The 15,822-nt window shown below is 71.9% G+C and carries 15 protein-coding genes and 1 pseudogene; 8 read left to right on the top strand and 8 right to left on the bottom strand.

Annotated elements, in window-relative coordinates; translation table 11 throughout:
- The first annotated feature begins 55 nt into the window (after positions 1-55).
- Positions 56-505, top strand: a complete 450-nt coding sequence (locus tag BM085_RS36215) for a hypothetical protein (RefSeq protein WP_031168941.1) — start codon at positions 56-58, stop codon at positions 503-505.
- A gap of 59 nt (positions 506-564) precedes the next feature.
- Here BM085_RS36215 and BM085_RS36210 read toward each other — a convergent pair whose 3' ends face one another.
- A complete protein-coding gene (locus BM085_RS36210) occupies positions 565-2,595 on the bottom strand; it encodes a family 10 glycosylhydrolase (protein ID WP_093891292.1) in 2,031 nt (676 codons plus the stop codon).
- A 252-nt stretch (positions 2,596-2,847) separates the two neighbouring features.
- Positions 2,848-3,426, bottom strand: a complete 579-nt coding sequence (locus BM085_RS36205; RefSeq protein WP_093891291.1) for a DsbA family protein — start codon at positions 3,424-3,426, stop codon at positions 2,848-2,850.
- Positions 3,427-3,622: 196 nt separating this feature from the next.
- On the opposite strand from BM085_RS36205, the gene BM085_RS36200 reads away from it, so the two are divergent.
- Positions 3,623-4,855, top strand: a complete 1,233-nt coding sequence (locus tag BM085_RS36200; protein ID WP_245789904.1) for a cytochrome P450 — start codon at positions 3,623-3,625, stop codon at positions 4,853-4,855.
- Positions 4,856-5,104: 249 nt separating this feature from the next.
- Here the strand turns inward: BM085_RS36200 and BM085_RS36195 are convergent, their stop codons facing one another.
- Positions 5,105-6,868, bottom strand: coding sequence for a PD-(D/E)XK nuclease family protein (locus BM085_RS36195; protein WP_093891289.1), 1,764 nt, complete (start codon positions 6,866-6,868; stop codon positions 5,105-5,107).
- A 193-nt stretch (positions 6,869-7,061) separates the two neighbouring features.
- Between BM085_RS36195 and BM085_RS36190 the strand changes: the two genes are divergently transcribed.
- Together BM085_RS36190 and BM085_RS36185 are read left to right on the top strand one after the other, a co-directional pair.
- Positions 7,062-7,280, top strand: coding sequence for a hypothetical protein (locus tag BM085_RS36190; protein ID WP_143121216.1), 219 nt, complete (start codon positions 7,062-7,064; stop codon positions 7,278-7,280).
- A gap of 3 nt (positions 7,281-7,283) precedes the next feature.
- Positions 7,284-7,628, top strand: coding sequence for a DUF1036 domain-containing protein (locus BM085_RS36185; protein ID WP_093891287.1), 345 nt, complete (start codon positions 7,284-7,286; stop codon positions 7,626-7,628).
- A 385-nt stretch (positions 7,629-8,013) separates the two neighbouring features.
- Here the strand turns inward: BM085_RS36185 and gdhA are convergent, their stop codons facing one another.
- Positions 8,014-9,357 (bottom strand): NADP-specific glutamate dehydrogenase, encoded by a 1,344-nt coding sequence (gdhA, locus tag BM085_RS36180; protein ID WP_093891286.1) that lies wholly within the window; start codon positions 9,355-9,357, stop codon positions 8,014-8,016.
- Between the two features lie 115 nt (positions 9,358-9,472).
- Positions 9,473-10,246: an NUDIX hydrolase gene (locus BM085_RS47260; protein ID WP_342742928.1), complete on the bottom strand. Its 774-nt coding sequence runs from the start codon at positions 10,244-10,246 to the stop codon at positions 9,473-9,475.
- 371 nt (positions 10,247-10,617) lie between these two features.
- Here BM085_RS47260 and tnpA point away from each other — a divergent pair, with 371 nt between their 5' ends.
- Positions 10,618-11,061, top strand: coding sequence for an IS200/IS605 family transposase (gene tnpA, locus BM085_RS36170; protein ID WP_093891285.1), 444 nt, complete (start codon positions 10,618-10,620; stop codon positions 11,059-11,061).
- A 94-nt stretch (positions 11,062-11,155) separates the two neighbouring features.
- Positions 11,156-11,680, top strand: a complete 525-nt coding sequence (locus tag BM085_RS36165) for a hypothetical protein (protein ID WP_143121215.1) — start codon at positions 11,156-11,158, stop codon at positions 11,678-11,680.
- A gap of 172 nt (positions 11,681-11,852) precedes the next feature.
- Here BM085_RS36165 and BM085_RS36160 read toward each other — a convergent pair whose 3' ends face one another.
- The gene (locus tag BM085_RS36160) at positions 11,853-12,620 is read right to left on the bottom strand and encodes a DUF3152 domain-containing protein (RefSeq protein WP_093891283.1); all 768 of its coding nucleotides are present in this window, start codon (positions 12,618-12,620) and stop codon (positions 11,853-11,855) included.
- Between the two features lie 175 nt (positions 12,621-12,795).
- Here BM085_RS36160 and BM085_RS36155 point away from each other — a divergent pair, with 175 nt between their 5' ends.
- The gene (locus BM085_RS36155) at positions 12,796-13,863 is read left to right on the top strand and encodes a class I SAM-dependent methyltransferase (RefSeq protein ID WP_093891282.1); all 1,068 of its coding nucleotides are present in this window, start codon (positions 12,796-12,798) and stop codon (positions 13,861-13,863) included.
- Here BM085_RS36155 and BM085_RS47705 read toward each other — a convergent pair.
- Together BM085_RS47705 and BM085_RS47700 are read right to left on the bottom strand one after the other, a co-directional pair.
- On the bottom strand, positions 13,820-13,999 hold the full coding sequence (locus tag BM085_RS47705; RefSeq protein WP_483883306.1) for a hypothetical protein: 180 nt from the start codon (positions 13,997-13,999) through the stop codon (positions 13,820-13,822). The two genes, BM085_RS36155 and BM085_RS47705, sit on opposite strands and share 44 nt — an antisense overlap.
- Positions 14,000-14,174: 175 nt before the next feature.
- A pseudogene (locus BM085_RS47700) lies at positions 14,175-14,789 on the bottom strand (poly(ethylene terephthalate) hydrolase family protein); the annotation flags it as partial.
- A 131-nt stretch (positions 14,790-14,920) separates the two neighbouring features.
- On the opposite strand from BM085_RS47700, the gene BM085_RS36145 reads away from it, so the two are divergent.
- Complete coding sequence (locus BM085_RS36145; protein ID WP_093891280.1) at positions 14,921-15,808, top strand: NAD(P)/FAD-dependent oxidoreductase; 888 nt, start codon at positions 14,921-14,923, stop codon at positions 15,806-15,808.
- Positions 15,809-15,822 lie beyond the last annotated feature (14 nt).

Genomic DNA, 15,822 nt, shown 5'->3' with positions numbered 1-15,822 from the left:
CGAATAGCATGTGACCGCACTTGTACGGCATGAGCGAGGGGCGGGATGGGTTTCCATGTTCGACGACAGGACACAGGAGACCCTCCGCCGCCTGCTGGACCTCGCGGAGCACCCCTCGACCCCGCAGCCCGAGCGGGCCCTGGCCGTCACGCGGATCCGGGCGCTGATCATGGTGCCCGAGGGAGACGCGCGCCGCGCCCCGGTGACCCCGGCCATGGACGCCGACATCCTCAAGAAGATCAAGCCGCTGACCCGGCGGGTCGACGAGGACCTGGTCAACGAGGTGCACGGCGACCTCTACGCCTTCAGCACCCGCTACCGGGTGATCGGCGAGGTCGCCGACGAGATGGCACGCCTGCTCGAACGCTGGAGCGGCGTCGTCCCGGAGAAGCGCCACCGGCACGAGGAGACGGTCCGGATCACGGCCTCGAAGCTCACCTACCTCCTGGAGCGCCGCGACCTGTTCCGCAAGCCGAAGTGGAGCAACCGCCCGAGGCCGAAGTAGGCGGGCACTCCGGCGGGCCACGGCGGTGGCGGGCGGCGGCGTGCGGCGCCGTCACGGCGTCAGACCCTGGTGATGCGGACGGCGTCGGCGATGACGTAACCGGCGGTGGAGACCCAGCGGCTCACCCCGACGACGTTGTAGGCGCCGGCGGAGAGGGTGAACGTGCCGAGGCCGCGCCATTGGCCGCCGTTGACGCGCTGGTCGACGTTGATCACCTGGTTGCCGCCGCCGGCCGCCACGATGAACGGCGTCGCGCTGTTGTAGCCGGAGTTCGCCGGATGCCAGATCTCGATCCGGTAGCTGCCGGCGGTGGGGATCTGCGCCTTGAACCACGCCGGGTCACTGGCCGCGACGGGATCGGCGAACCGGTAGTCGGTGCCGTGGAGCTGCGAGGAGAAGCTTGAGGTGCCCCACCCGGAGCCCGCGGTGAATCCGGCGTCGCGGTTGTCGACGACGACGCTGAACGGGCCGGTCGCCGCGACCATCTGGCCCGCGCTCGGCGCGCTTTCGTGGTGCAGCCGGTCCATGGCCGTCACGTAGTAGGTGTAGGCGCCCGAGGTGGCGGTGGTGTCGGTGAAGGACGTCCCGCGGGTCGTCCTGAGCAGGTTGCGGGCGTCGGCGAAGAAACACGGGTCCGCCGCCGGGGAGGAGTCGACCCGGTAGATCGCGTACGAGAGCGGGCTGCTCGATCCGGCGGGCCGCCATGACAGGGAGACCCCGCCGGGGAGGCGGGTCGCCGAGGTGATCGAGGGTCCGGCCGGCGCGACCGCGCTGCCGCGGGCGGGTATCAGAGCGGGCCTGGAGTAGTGGTCGCTCACCAGCCGGGAGACGGCGCCGATCCGGTCGGCCCGGATGTCCTTGGCGCTGAAGAAGACGTCGCCGGCCACCTCCGGGTGCTGCCGGTTGTAGTGGAGATGGTCGGTCAGTTCCCCGGGCCGTTGCCAGGCCGCGTCCTGGCCGGCCGCTCCGGCCCGGTAGGCGGCCTGCCCGATGAGAAGGCGCACGCCGGTGTCCTTGACCACCGAGGCCCACCAGGCGGTGAGCACCTTGTAGTCGGCGGTGGTATAGCCGATGTGCCAGTAGATCTGCGGCGCGACGTAGTCGACCCAGCCCTGCTTCACCCAGAGCCGGGTGTCGGCGTAGACGGCGTCGTACGACTGCATGCCGGAGGTCCGCGAACCGAGCGGGTCGGTGGCGGCGTTGCGCCAGATGCCGAACGGGCTGACCCCGAACTCGATCCACGACTTGGCCGCGTGGATCCGCTGGCCCAGCTCCTTCACCAGCAGGTTGACGTTGTCGCGCCGCCAGTCGTGGACGTTGCCGAAACCGGCGCCGTACTGGGCGTAGGTGGATGCGTCCGCAATCGTCTCGCCGCTGACCGGATACGGGTAGAAGTAGTCGTCGAGGTGCACGCCGTCGAGGTCGTAACGGGTGACGGCGTCCATGACGGCGTCTTCGATGAAGCCGCGGACCGCGGGGATCCCCGGGTTGTAGTAGAGCTTGCCGCCGTGGGCGAACCGCCAGCCGGGATTCTTGCGGGCCGGGTGGCCGGCCACCAGCCGGGTGGGGTCGTCGTGGTTGGCGACCCGGTAGGGATTGAACCACGCGTGGAACTCGATGTCGCGGGCGTGCGCCTCGCTCACCATGAACGCCAGCGGGTCGTAGCCGGGGTCGCCCCCCTGGGTGCCCGTCAGCCACTGCGACCACGGCTCATGGGGCGATGGCCAGAACGCGTCGGCCGTCGGCCTGACCTGCACGAAGACGGCGTTCATGTTCCGCTGCGCCGCGAGGTCCAGCCAGGCGCGGAACTCGGCCTGCTGCGCCGCCACGCTCAGACCGGTCCTGCTCGGCCAGTCGATGTTGGCCACGCTGGCGATCCACATGGCGCGGAGCCGGTGTTTGGGGGTGGCCGGGTCGGTGGGGCAGGCGGCGAGTCCGCCCGCCGCGCCGGTGGTGGCCGGCGCGGGCGCGACGGCACCCGCCGCGGGGGCGGGCGCGACGGCGCCGGTGAGAACGAGGCTGAGGGCTACCGCGGCAATGCGACCGATGGCGGCGGACCGCCACGGCCGGCCCGCTCGATACGTCGTCACAGAAAGAAAGCTTCAGCGCTTTCCGACAAAAGTGCAATAGTCTTCATATTGGCCGGTATCGGACGGCCGGCCGCGGTCCGGGGGGTGCCGCGGTGCCGTCGGTGTGAACCGGTGGCGCCATCGCCGGCGCCGCCAGGATCGCGCGGCTCGGGGGCGGGTACGGCTCGCGCCCCGCCGCAGGCGTGAGCCGTACCCCCGGGCGGTCGCCCCGATGCCGCCGGGCCGGCCGGAGCCGGGGCCGTGCCCGGAGGGTCAGCGGACGGCGGCCGCCACGGCGGTGACGATCGTCTGGGGGTTCGCCGGCACGGCGGTGCCCTCGACGAGGACGGTGGGGGTGCCGCTCACCCCCCGTTCGACGGCCGTGCCCGTCACGTGGGCGGTCCAGTCGAGATAGGTGCCGTTGCGCACACACGCGCCGAACGCCGACTCGGTGAGCCCGGCCATCGCGCCGATCCCGGCCAGCTCGTCGTCGGTGAGCCCCGGTCCTCCCTCGGGAGGCTGGTTGGCGAAGAGCGCGTAGGTGTACTCCATGAATCTCCCGCCGTCGGCGGCGCAGCCCGAAGAGGAGGCCGCGCGGGAGGAGTAGCGGCTGGTCGACAGCCCGTCCAGGAAGCCCATCGGGTGGTACACGAGGCTGATCACCCCCTCTCCCACCAGCCTGTCCAGCGTCGGCCCGGACGCCTGCTCGAACATCTTGCAGAACGGGCACATGAAGTCGATGTAGGCGTCGACGACGACCGGGCCGGCGCCGACGACGATGCCGTCCTTGTCGGCGGAGGCTCCGGCCGGCGCGTGGAGCGGTGACGCTATCCGGTGTGGTCGCGTGCTCATGGGCTCCTCCTCGCGATGCGGATACGGGGGAGTCGCGGGCCTGCGTGCCCGAAACATCCCTTTTCTACCCAGAGGTGAGGTGTTGCAGCCCAGAGGTGAGGTGTCGCAGCCCAGAAGTGAGGTGTCGCAGCGCAAATTTCCGGCGAAGTGCCCGACGCGGTGGCCATGGAGCACATTTCCACCTTTCATGAAAGCAGTGACAGCCCTGCGAGCGAGCAAGGGAGAGACGATGGCCGACATCGCCGAGCGGTACAACATCCCCAGACAGCACTTCTGGCTGCACGGGCCGCGATCGCGCCGACCGGTCGAGTACGACGCCGACGCCGGCATGTGGAACGTCTACGGCTACCCCGAACTGCAGGAGATCCTCGGCGATCCCGCGACGTTCTCCTCCGACACCATGCGCCTGGTCCCCAAGGACCTGATACCGGGCGGCGATGAATTCTCGATGGCCGGCTTCATCACCCAGATCGACCCGCCGGAGCACGGCAAGCTGCGCAAGCTGGTCAGCCACGCCTTCACCCGGAAGGTCGTCGCGGATCTCGAACCGAGGATCGCCGCCCTCACCCACGAACTGCTCGACGCGGCGCGCGATCGCGGCACGCTGGAACTCGTGACCGATCTGGCCTATCCGCTTCCGGTCATCGTCATCGCCGAACTGCTGGGGGTGCCCAGCGGCGATCGCGCCCTGTTCAAGCAATGGGCCGACGCGCTGTTCCAGCGCGACACCAAGATCTCACTGGCCAAACCCGCCGAACAGCAGAACGTGGACCTGCAGGCCACGCTGAAGCCGTGGAAGGAGATGTCGGCCTATCTCGCCGGTCACGCCGCGGAGCGCAGGCGACAGCCGCGCGCCGACCTGCTCACCAAGCTGGTCGAGGCCGAGGTGGACGGCGAACGCCTGCCGGACGACCAGGTGGTCAACTTCGCGATCATCCTCCTGCTCGCCGGGCACATCACCACGACGATGCTGCTCGGTAACACGGTGCTGTGCCTGGACGCCTTCCCCGAGCAGCAGGACAAGGTGCGGGCCGACCGCGCCTCGATCCCGGCTGTCATCGAGGAATCCCTCCGCCTCTTCACCCCGTTCGCCGCCCTCGGCCGCGCCACCACCCGCGACGTCGAGCTCGGCGGCGTGACGATACCGGCCGATCACATGGTCATGGCCTGGCTCGGAGCGGCCAACCGGGACCCCCGGCAGTTCCCCGACCCCGAGGTCTTCGATCCCGGTCGCGACCCCAACCCGCATCTCGGGTTCGGCCGCGGCATCCACTTCTGCCTGGGCGCCCCCCTGGCCCGGCTGGAGGGACGGGTCGCCCTGAACATCCTGCTCGACCGGGTCAACCCGCTGCGCACCGATCCGGGCGACCCCGTGGAGTTCATGCCCACGCCGACCATGACAGGGGTGCGGCGCCTCCCGTTGATCTGACGTGCGACAGGCCGGGTCACGCCGGCATCCGAGGGGGTGAGGAGCACCTGACCCGCTACCGCCTGCCCCGCCTCAGACATCTGGACCACGCCGCCGGCCGCCCCGACCTCGGCTACGGCTCCCCGCACAACGCCGTCGGCGACCACTCCCGGCCGGCCCGCGCCGACGCGACCAAGGAAAGCGCCGTCGCGTTCCGGCAGCGTGCCCGCACCGTCTTCGGCGCGGGTCACCCCGGCCGGGGGCGGGCCGCTAGAAGGGCGGCTCGTCGTCGATCTCGGGAGCGGAGATCGCCTCGGCCACCGCCTCGGCGTGGCTGCTCGGGCGGCCGGAGGACTCCAGGATCTCGCCGGTGGCGGGGTCGATCACCAGGCCGTCCAGGACGAGCGGCGCGTCATCGCCGGAACGGGAGGCGTCCGGGCACCAGCGGGTCACCGGGCAGACGCGGCACCATGGGCCGGGGGTGGCGCGGAAGGCGATGTCCCGGTGCCATGCCCGGGTGCGGCCGGACACGACGGCCCGCGCGGCCGCGACCACCACCGGATCCGTGGCGTCGAACGCGACGACCTCGCCCGACACGGGGGTGAGCTGCTCCAGCTCGACCGACCCGGAGGTGTCGCCGAACGCGCCGTCCGCGATCAGGCAGACGGCCAGGGCGAGCTGCGGGACCATCTCCAGCGCGTTCTCGGCGGTGATGCCGCGCTGCGCGGCGGAGGTCTTCTGCTCCCGGTAGACCAGGCGCCCCTCCACCCGGCGGAGCAGGTCGGGGTTGGCGACGACCAGGACGTCGGCGTCGGGATCGTAGGCGGCCACCTTGGGCTCCGGGACGACGTGGGTGACCTCGCCGCCGAGCAGCGGGCACACCCGCAGGTGCTGGAGCAGGTATGGCCGGGCCCGGCGGTATTCGTCCCGGCTCATCGGCGGCCCGTCCCACGTGAGGTCGCCGGTCTCGGGATCGGGGAGATCCTCCGGCGCGCACGGCCGCGCACCGGGGCGTCCGTGCGCGGCCTCCAGCCACTGGTGCACGACCAGCCCGCGCCGGACCGCCGTGCTCTCGGCCTCCTCGGCGGGCAGCCGGAGATCGCGCATGTGCGCCTGGGCCGGGCAGATCTGGTACTGCCGGGCCGTCGTGATCGACCAGGTGCGCCGGTGGGTCCCCCGATCGGGCAGCCCCAGCAGCCCCGGTGTCCGCGGGAGCGCGCCGCACGAGGCGCGCAGCTTGCAGTCGGCGCAGTCGCCGCCGGGTGACCTGTGGCCGCCGTCCAGCAGCCCGGCCGCCACGGGTCTCACGGAGGAGAGATAGTCGTGGCGCACCTGCTGGGGGGCGGTGTCCACGAGCACCGCCGCGGCGCCGTCGGTGAGACCCACCTCGACCACCCGCACCCGCCGGGGGCTCGCGCCGGGCTCGCGGACCGGGACCGGAACGGTCCGGTAGAGGTCCTGGGTGCCTCCCACGGCCTGGTCGCCGACCGCGGCGACGTAGGCCATCGCCAGCGTGGCGGGTCCGTCGGCCCGGCCCAGCGGGCGCCGCAGCCGCATCCGGCGGAACTCGACCACGGCGCCGTCCGGCGAGCCGTACCAGCGGCCCCACGCGGTCAGGGCCCGCATCTCCGCCGGTGAGCCGCTCCGCTGGACGATCCGGGGGTGGCGTTCCGGCCGGAGCCCGCCCCCCTCCACGGCCAGGCTGTCGGCCGTCTCCAGATAGGTGTGGCAGGCATGCCGGATCCAGCGCGCGGCTCCGGGATGCACCGGGTCGCGGTTGTCGGCCAGGGCCCGCGTGACCGCCGCGTCCACGTCGGCGCCGTCGAACTCGACGGCGTCCAGCACCCGCATGACCAGGCCGAGCGGGAAACCCTCCCAGGGGGCGAAGCGGCGGCGTTCGAAGATCTGCGACCGCACCTCCGGCCGGGCCTTGGCCGCGGCGAAGTCACGGCAGTCGCCCTCGCGGCGGTCGAGCATGCTCGCAGACAGGCGGACGATGGCCGGATTCCCGATGAGCTCGGGCGGGAGGGTCATGCCGCCTCCTGAATGCGTCGCATGAACGCCACCTTAGGTAATGGGACCGACGCTTTTCGCCGGGCCGGCGGCCGGATGCGGACTCGTGGCAGTGCGGCCGGCCTCCGTCACACCCTCTTTACAGCTCTCTTTACAGCCTTTGACTGCTACTGTAAGTTCTGGGGCAGTCACTCAACGCGTTCAAGGAATGGAGTTGAGCCACATGCCGGACAACGGCACCGAGCGTCTGCCCGATCCACGGGTGGGGTTCGCGGACACGACCGAGGCCGACACAGGGGAGGTGAGCGCGCGCGCGGGGACGGCGGACCGGATCGCTGTCGCCGCGGGGACCAACGATCACCTGCCGCCCCTGGCCGACCAGCCGGTCGACGCCAGACCGCTGGCCCAGCGGTTCACGGAATCGGAGGAGTAGACCATGGAGCTGCACTTCCGTAACCGCTACACCTCCAAGGTGTGGGTCGCGGTGATGTTCTACAGCCCCGACGGCTGCCGGGACTACGGCCAGTGGGGCACCCGGGGGTGGTGGGCCATCGACCCGGGTGGAGAGGCGCACGTGCTCAACACCAACAACCGCTACGCCGCCTTCTACGCCGAGGCCGCCAACGGAGCCGTCTGGACCGGGCCCTACGGCCCGATGTACGTCTACCAGAACGCCTTCGACTCCTGCCTCAACATCGGCAGCACCGCCGCCAGGGCCGTCGGCACGCGCCTGGTCGACATGAACGGCTACTCCCGCTACTACGTCAACCTCACCCCCTGACGCCGACGTCCTCGCACGCGGTCTCCCTCACCGCCTGACGCGGACGCCTTCGCCCCCACTCTTTCTCACCGCCTGACGCGGACGTCCCCCACGGGCGATTCCCCCGCCGCCTGGCCGGGAAGGTCCGCACGCGGTCTCCCTCGCCGCCGTCAGCCGCGCGTCCCCGATCCCCGTCCCCGATCAGGTCCCGCTGCGCAGGCCGACCGCCCGGTATCCGACCATCCAGTATCCGACCCCCGGTATCAGACCGCCCGGCACGTCTCGCGCGGTCCGTCCAGCGCCGGCCCGCGCCCCCGGGCCGGCGCCCGGCGGGGCCGGTGACAACCGTACGGCGGCACGGAAGGCCGCACGGAGGGGCCCGACGGCCCCTCCGCCCAGGGCGTCCTCAGATCAGGCCGAGGGAGAGCATCGCGTCGGCGACCCGCTTGAAGCCGTCGATGTTGGCGCCGGCCACGTAGTTGCCCGGCAGGCCGTACTCGTCGGCACTCTGCAGGCAGCGGCCGTGGATGTCACGCATGATGGTCTGCAGGCGCTGCTCGGAGAATTCGAAGGTCCACGAATCGCGGCTGGCGTTCTGCTGCATCTCCAGCGCGCTGGTGGCCACGCCGCCCGCGTTGGCCGCCTTACCCGGTCCGAAGGACACGCCGGCCTCCTGGAACACCCGGATGCCCTCGGGCGTGGTGGGCATGTTGGCGCCCTCGCCGACGGCGACGCAACCATTGCGGACGAGGAGTTCGGCGTCGCGGCCGGTGATCTCGTTCTGGGTGGCCGAAGGCATCGCCACCTCGCACGGCACCTCCCACAGACTCTGGCCGGAGACGAAGGCCGCGCCCTCGCCGCGGCGCTCGGCGTAGACGCCCAGCCGGTGGCGCTCGACCTGCTTGACCTGCTTGAGCAGGTCGAGGTCGATGCCCTTCTCGTCGAGGACGTAGCCCGAGGAGTCGGAGCAGGCGACCACCACGCCGCCGAGCTGCTGCACCTTCTCGATGGCGTAGACGGCGACGTTGCCCGATCCGGACACCACGACCCGCCTGCCGTCGAACGACGTGCCGCGCGCCTTCAGCATCTCGTCGACGAAGAACGCGCAGCCGTACCCGGTGGCCTCGGTCCGCACCTGCGCGCCGCCGTAGCTGAGGCCCTTGCCGGTGATCACTCCGGATTCGTAGCGGTTGGTGATGCGCTTGTACTGGCCGAACAGGTAGCCGACCTCGCGCTGGCCGACGCCGATGTCGCCGGCCGGAACGTCGGTGTACTCGCCGATGTGCCGGTAGAGCTCGGTCATGAAGCTCTGGCAGAAGCGCATGACCTCCCGGTCGGAGCGCCCCTTCGGGTCGAAGTCCGAGCCGCCCTTGCCGCCGCCGATCGGCAGGCCGGTCAGGCCGTTCTTGAAGATCTGCTCGAAGCCGAGGAACTTGACGATGCCCAGATAGACCGAGGGGTGAAAGCGCAGGCCGCCCTTGTAGGGGCCGAGGGCGCTGTTGAACTCGACCCGGAAGCCCCGGTTGATGTGCACCTCACCCTGGTCGTCCTCCCAGGGCACCCGGAAGATGATCTGCCGCTCGGGCTCGCAGATCCGCTCAATGATCTTGGATTCGGCGTATTCCGGATGCTTGCCGAGAACCGGCCCGATGCTTTCGAGCACCTCGCGGACGGCCTGATGGAACTCGATCTCCCCGGGGTTGCGGCGCAGAACGTTGTCATAGATCGACGACAGTCTCTCGTGCAACATCGGATGTCCCCTCGGTCTCGGGATTGGTGCCCTGCCTAACCATAGGGGGTGGTGATATGTGAGAACTCCAGGTGGGCCGCCCGGAGCGGGACACGGGGACGGCGCACGCCGGTGATCAGTCCCACTTGTGCAGGGCGAAGGTCCGGCCGGCCGCGATGGCGCGCAGGGCCGCCGCCGGGTAGCCGACGGTGTCGTCGGGCAGCGCCTCCAGCGGATGCCAGGCGATCTCGCTGCACTTGTCGGGTTCGGCGTTGTACGGCTCGCCGCTCCAGCGCTCGGCGGCGAAGAAGAGCCCGACCCGCTCGGGGGCCCGGTGCATGGCGTGGACGAAGGTGAGGTCGTCCGGCTCGATGACGGCGCCCACCTCCTCGCGGGCCTCGCGGGCCGCGGCGGCGACCACCGACTCGCCCTCCTCCAGGTGGCCGCTGGGCAGGTGCCACAGGCCGTCGGCGTATCCGGTGCCGGCCCGGCGGGCCAGGAGCACGGCGCCGTCGCGGACGAAGACGATGTGGACGTCGACGATGGCGCGGAAGCGCGCCTTCTTCACCTGGTGGGGGAGGGAGTCCCCGCGCCGGTCGAGCGCCTGGGCCCACTTGGCGGCGACGGCCGCCACCTGGACCAGCTCGGTCCGCAGGGCGTCGGGGTCGTCCTCGGCGAAGGCCTCGAGCACCTCCTCCCGCAGGATGTGCCGCCAGGTGAGCCGGCCCTCCCGCGCCGCCTCGGCCACGTCGTTCTTGGCCTCCTCGGCGGCCGCCGTCCGCTCCTGGCCGGTGCCGTCGGGGAGGTCCTGGATGCCCCACATGGCGTCCTGGGCCGCCCGCTCGGCGGAGACGTCGGCGAGGACCTTCGCCAGCGAGCCGGGCACACCGTAGTCACCGTCGTATGTCATGGGAAAAGTTCCTCTCGTCGGTTCCGCATGCCGTACGTTGACACCCTCGCCGTCCCGGAGGACGGTGATTCCCGTCCGCCGGGCGCGGCTTCGGGTGTCACCGCTCCCTCGCGGGATGCCGGGACGGGTCCCGCCCGTGCTCCACACCCGCCCATGCCCGCTCCAGGTTTTCCCACCTCGACGGCCCGCTCGGACGACCCGCCGTCCGGGAACCCATGGCCGATCGCTCTCGCGGGCCCCTGCAGCACGCGCCGCCCGTCGTCGGACACCGTCCGTGCGCCCCGAACACCCCGGCCGGCGTTCGGGGCCGGCCCGATGGGTGGAGGCGGAAGTTGTGACGGGGCCGCATCCTCTGATTTTATCATTGGTTTATGCCCGAAGATGAAGACATCAGGACTGGTAGACATTGTGTTTTCGTCCTGCATGCCCATTTGGTCTTCGTGACGAAATATCGGCACGACGTGTTCGCCGACCGGCATCTGGCGCGCATGGAGGAGATCATGCGGGACGTGTGCGCCGACTTCGGAGCCGAGCTCCGCGAGTTCGACGGGGCCGGCGGCCACGTCCACCTGCTGGTGAACTTCCCGCCCAAGGTCGCCCTGTCCAAGCTCGTCAACAGCCTCAAGGGCGTTTCCTCCCGGCGGATGCGCGGGGAATTCCCCGAACTCGCCGCGCACTACTACCGGGCCAGCCGCCTCTGGTCGGGCTCCTACTTCGCCGGGAGCCTCGCCGGCGCCCCCGTCGCGGAGCTCCGCCGGTACGTCGAGCGGCAGAACCGGCCCGTCCGGGGAACGCCCCAGGATGTATCCCTGTGAGAAGCCCGCATCATGCCCGTGGCCGGCTCCCCAGGAGGGAGCCGGGGCTCCGGGCGGAGGTCATTTGTCGGAGCTGATGGGTAACGTGCCGTTCATGAGCGACGCGCAGCACAGCCCGATCGAGGGCGAGCAGTGGCGGCCGGGCGACATCGTGCTGGACGCCGACGGCGGCCTGTTCACCCGAGCCGGAGCGGAAGACCAGGCCAGGGGCCGGCCGTGGGGCTACCCCGGCGACCGGGCGCGCCTCGTCACCGGCGAGACCCGTCTGCCGGAGGGCGGCCTCCCGGAGACCGCGCCGGCCCGGCCGCTGACGCTCCTCGTCCGCGACGGCCAGCCCGTCCTGCCGGTCGTCCCCGACGACGCCTCCGGCGTGACCGGCACCGGGGCCCGCGACGCGGCGACGTCCACGGGCGTGGGCGGCCTGTTCCTCGCCGCGACCGCCTTCGACCCCGACGGCGCCGGCGACTCGCGGGCGGCCAAGCTCCGCGCCGGCCTGCTCGACAGCGTCGTCATCGTCGACAGCCCCCAGGTGCTGGGGGAGATGTTCGGCGGAGCCGCCGACGGCCTGCTCGTGGAGCTGGCGAACTGGCACGAGCGCAGCATGGGGGAGAACGCCTGAGGCCGCGTGGCGCGGGCGTCCGCCGTCCAGGACGCCACCGGCCGGATGCCCCCGAGGCGGAGCGGACCCGGCGCGGTCCACGGGGCCTGCCGAAGCCGGCCACCGCGCCGAGCGCGACGCCGGGCACCGGGCGCACCGTGCCAAGCGGTTCGCCGCTCCCGGGCCGAACCCCTCAGCGCCGGGGCGACGGCCAGGCGTTGGGGCGGCAGCCGTACAGCGACTTGGTCTGCTGGAGCATCACGGGGGCCCGCCTGCCCGGTCCCGGGCACGGCTGGTGGCCGTGGCCGAGGCCGTGGCCGACCTCGTGGTTGATGACGTACTCCCGGTAGGAGGCGACGTCGCGGCCGTAACCGCGCACGCCCGTGTTCCACCGCACCGCGTTGATGACCGCGCGCCCGTCGTTCCAGCACGAAAGCGTGCCGAAGGTGATCAGCGGATGGCACCGCCGGTCCGTCATCGCGGGGCTGGACAGCGACACCCTGATCTTCACCGGGCCGCGCTCCACCCGCTGGAACCGGAACCCCCAGCTCCGCCGGTCGTTGAGGATGCGGTGCACCTCGTCGGCGAACGCGCGTCCCTCGAACGGCAGGCCGCGCTCGACCTCGACCAGATACCGGATCACCTTGCCCGTGCGGCCCGCGGGAGGCCGGGCGCCGCCGGGGACGACCGTGTAACGGCCGCCCGCCGACTTCGGCACCGCCATCTTCGGCGGTTGCCGCCGCCCGTTGGCGAGCAGGAACGTCTGCTCGGCCTCGGGCGCCGCCGTCGGCTCCGGCGGCGGGGTGGGCGTCACCGAGACCTCGGGCAGGGGGGCCGCGGGCGGCGCGGCCCTGTCGGGGAGGGATATCGGTCCATCGGGGACCGGTGCGAGGTGACCGCTCAGCAAGGCACTGCCGCCGACCAGCAGCGAAGCTGAAATACTCAGGGCAAGAACCCACACAACGGATTTAAGGTCACAACGCTTTACGTTCCTGAACATAGGCCGTAAACCTTATTACCTCCATCGCTGTTGTCGATCAGGCCGAGGAGGTCGTGATCGGGCAGTGGCGTGACGGCGGATCGGCAGCCGACCCTCCGTCGCCGGTGCCGGACGGCGGCGACCGAACGGAGACGCCATGACGACGCAGACCACGCAGACGTCGCAGACCACGGAGGAGTTCGCCGAGCGGCTGCTCCGATCCGCGCTGGGCGCCTTTGAGGTGCTCTCGGTGCACCTGGGGGACCGGCTGGGCTGGTACCGGGCACTCGCCGGGCACGGACCGGCCACCGCCGCCGAGCTGACCGCCCGCGCCGGCGGCCACGAGCGATACGCCCGGGAGTGGCTGGAGCAGCAGGCCGCCTGCGGCATCCTGACGGTCGGCGAGGACGGCCGCTTCACCCTGCCGGAAGGCGCCGCGGAGGTGCTGACCGACGAGTCCAGCCTCGCCTACCTCGCGCCGCTGGCCCGGATGATCGCCGGAGCCGCCGCGCAGACGCCCGCCCTGCTGGAGGCATACCGGGACGGCGGCGGCGTCGGCTGGGCCGCCTTCGGGCCGGACGTGCGGGAGTCCCAGGCCGAGATGAACCGGCCCTGGTTCGAGCAGGCGCTGCCGGACGCCCTTGCCGGGGTGCCCGACCTCGACGCGCTGCTGCGCCGTCCCGGCGTCCGCGTCGCCGACGTCGGCTGCGGCGGCGGCTGGTCCACCATCGCCCTGGCCAGGGCCTACCCGCAGGCGGTCGTCGAGGGGATCGACATCGACGGCCCCTCGGTCGAGCTGGCCGTGCGCAACGCGGGCCGGGCCGGAGCCGACGTCGCCTTCCGCCACGGCGACGCGCACGCGCTCGCCGGGAACACCTACGACGCGGTCTTCGCCTTCGAGTGCATCCACGACATGCCCCAGCCGGTGGACACGCTCACCCGGATACGGCGGGCGCTCAGGCCAGGGGGGACGGTCGTCGTCATGGACGAGGCCACCGCCGTCTCACTCACCGCGCCCGCCGACGACACCGAGCGGCTGCTGTACGGCTTCAGCCTGCTCATCTGCCTGCCCGACGGTATGTCCCACCAGCCCTCCGCCGGCACCGGCACCGTGATGCGCCCCGCCACCCTGCGCCGCTACGCGGTCGAGGCGGGCTTCCGCGCGGTCGAGGTCCTGCCGATCAGCGACTTCGGGTTCTGGCGCTTCTACCGGCTGCTGCCGTGACCGTCCGCGCCCGGGAGCCGTCCCCGGAGCGCGCCGGCGGCGGGGGCGCGAGGTGGCCGGCGCCGTCGAGCTCCAGGTAGGCCTTGTCCAGCGAGGACGGCAGGCTGTTGTAGAACGGCTTCGAGTGCGAGGCCACCGGGGCGATCGTGTCGTTCTCGGCGCGCAAACCACGCAACCGCGTGGGCCGGAAGGCGAACCGCCAAGCAACAGCGGCTCAGGCCATCGTGCAGACGGAGCCCGAGCTGGCTGGAATCCCCCGACTTCAGTCGTGGGGAGCGCTTCAAGTTGAAGACGACGAAGCCCTGGGAGGCGATCCGGGGCGCGAGCCAGGCCATGCTGGACTTGTCGGCGGTGTAGCCGGGGGCGATGGCGACGGCCCCGAACGTCCCCTCGCCGGTGCCGGTCGGATAGTAGATCGTTCCTCCGCCGAAGCCGGTCACACGCAGTGACGAGACGTCGGTCTCCGCGATGGCGAACGGGCCCCGGACGGCCTCGATGCTGGAGACGGTGAGGTTGGGGCCGCGCTCGTACGGGTTCGCCGCGACCTGCGCGGCGGGGGCCGTGAAGGGCGCGGCGTAGGCGGCGGGGGCGCTCGTCCGCGGCGGCCCCGTGGCCTGCGCCGCCGCCCGCCCGGCCGCCGCGGGACCGGTGATTTCACCGATGCGCGGCCCCGGGACCGTCCTCCCGGCGGACCTTGACGGCCAGAGGCCACGCGCACCGCGTCCCGGTCCGGGGAGGGGGCGCCGCCGCCGCCCGCGCGCCGGCTCACCGCCCCGGCGCGGGTGCCCGGAGAGAGGTTCGGAGACGTGGATGAGCCTTCTGCCGTCCGTGAAACGCCGGCATGCCGGCTTGATCGGCTGCGCTCCACCCGGTATTCGGTGCGCGCGGTCCGGCCGGCCGCGACTGGCGTGTCCGCCAGCGGGCATCCTCTTGGCATGCCGTGTTGTCTCCGGAGTACGGCTTTCCGGCGACAACACGGATCGGACTTGTGGCTGGTGATCAGCTCTGAGCGGCCGGTCGCCGGCGGAGGGCCGGTCACCAGCGGAAGGAGGCCGTCATGCAGCATTTCGACGTGGCGATCATCGGTGGCGGGCCGGCCGGGCTGACGGCGGCGATGGCGCTCAGCCGGTCCCTGCGCCGGGTGGTGGTCCTGGACTCCGCGCGCCCGCCCCGCAACGCCTTCGCCGAGGAGATGCACGGCATCGTCGGCCTCGACGGGGTGAGCCCCGGCGAATACCGCCGCCGCGCCTGGGACGACCTGAAGAAGTACGGCATGGCCGAGCTGCACGAGGTCACCGGCACCGACGTGACCCCCGATCCCGAGGTCGGGTTCACCGTCACCGCCGAGGACGGCCCTCCGATGTGGGCCCGGCGGGTGCTGCTCACCGCGGGCATGGTCGACGTCCATCCCGAGATCGAGGGGTTCGGCGCGTGCTGGGGCAAGACGGTCATCCGCTGCCCGTTCTGCCTGGGCTGGGAGAACCGCGACCGCACCTGGGGCGTGGTGACCGGCGACCCGGAGTTCGCCGCGACCGCCGTCGCCGGGTTCTCCGCCTGGAGCGACGACGTGATCGTCCTGACGGACGGCGCCACGCCGGCGGGCGAGTGGGGTGGGGAGGTCGTCGAGGGGAAGATCCGCAGGCTGCACCACATCGGCGGGGACCTGCGCGCGGTCGAACTGGCCGACGGCACGGTCATCGACCGGCAGACCCTGCTCTGGCAGCTCGACCAGCGACCCGTGCCGCTGATCGCCCACCTTGCCGAACGCCTGGGCCTGGCGACGGACGAGGACGGCTACGTGGAGGTCGATGACTCCTTCCACACCAGCGTGCCCGGTGTCTACGCCGCCGGAGACCTCGTCACCGAGGCGCAGGCCGCGGTCGAGTCGGCCGCCGGCGGGTCGGGCGCGGCCTTCCAGATCATCGCCGACACCGGGAGGCCCTAGCGGGCCGTTCCCGG

It is taken from the genome of Streptosporangium canum (assembly GCF_900113865.1).
Lineage (GTDB): Bacteria > Actinomycetota > Actinomycetes > Streptosporangiales > Streptosporangiaceae > Streptosporangium > Streptosporangium canum.
Note: the sequence above shows the minus strand (reverse complement) of the source record. Positions and strands in the feature narration are given on the sequence as shown.

Coding starts and splice junctions, on each gene's coding strand:
- BM085_RS36215 (WP_031168941.1), top strand. CDS start 56: ATGTTCGACGACAGGACACAGGAGACCCTCCGCCGCCTGCTGGACCTC.
- BM085_RS36205 (WP_093891291.1), bottom strand. CDS start 3,426: ATGAGCACGCGACCACACCGGATAGCGTCACCGCTCCACGCGCCGGCC.
- BM085_RS36195 (WP_093891289.1), bottom strand. CDS start 6,868: ATGACCCTCCCGCCCGAGCTCATCGGGAATCCGGCCATCGTCCGCCTG.
- BM085_RS36185 (WP_093891287.1), top strand. CDS start 7,284: ATGGAGCTGCACTTCCGTAACCGCTACACCTCCAAGGTGTGGGTCGCG.
- gdhA (WP_093891286.1), bottom strand. CDS start 9,357: ATGTTGCACGAGAGACTGTCGTCGATCTATGACAACGTTCTGCGCCGC.
- BM085_RS47260 (WP_342742928.1), bottom strand. CDS start 10,246: ATGACATACGACGGTGACTACGGTGTGCCCGGCTCGCTGGCGAAGGTC.
- tnpA (WP_093891285.1), top strand. CDS start 10,618: ATGCCCGAAGATGAAGACATCAGGACTGGTAGACATTGTGTTTTCGTC.
- BM085_RS36165 (WP_143121215.1), top strand. CDS start 11,156: ATGAGCGACGCGCAGCACAGCCCGATCGAGGGCGAGCAGTGGCGGCCG.
- BM085_RS36155 (WP_093891282.1), top strand. CDS start 12,796: ATGACGACGCAGACCACGCAGACGTCGCAGACCACGGAGGAGTTCGCC.
- BM085_RS36145 (WP_093891280.1), top strand. CDS start 14,921: ATGCAGCATTTCGACGTGGCGATCATCGGTGGCGGGCCGGCCGGGCTG.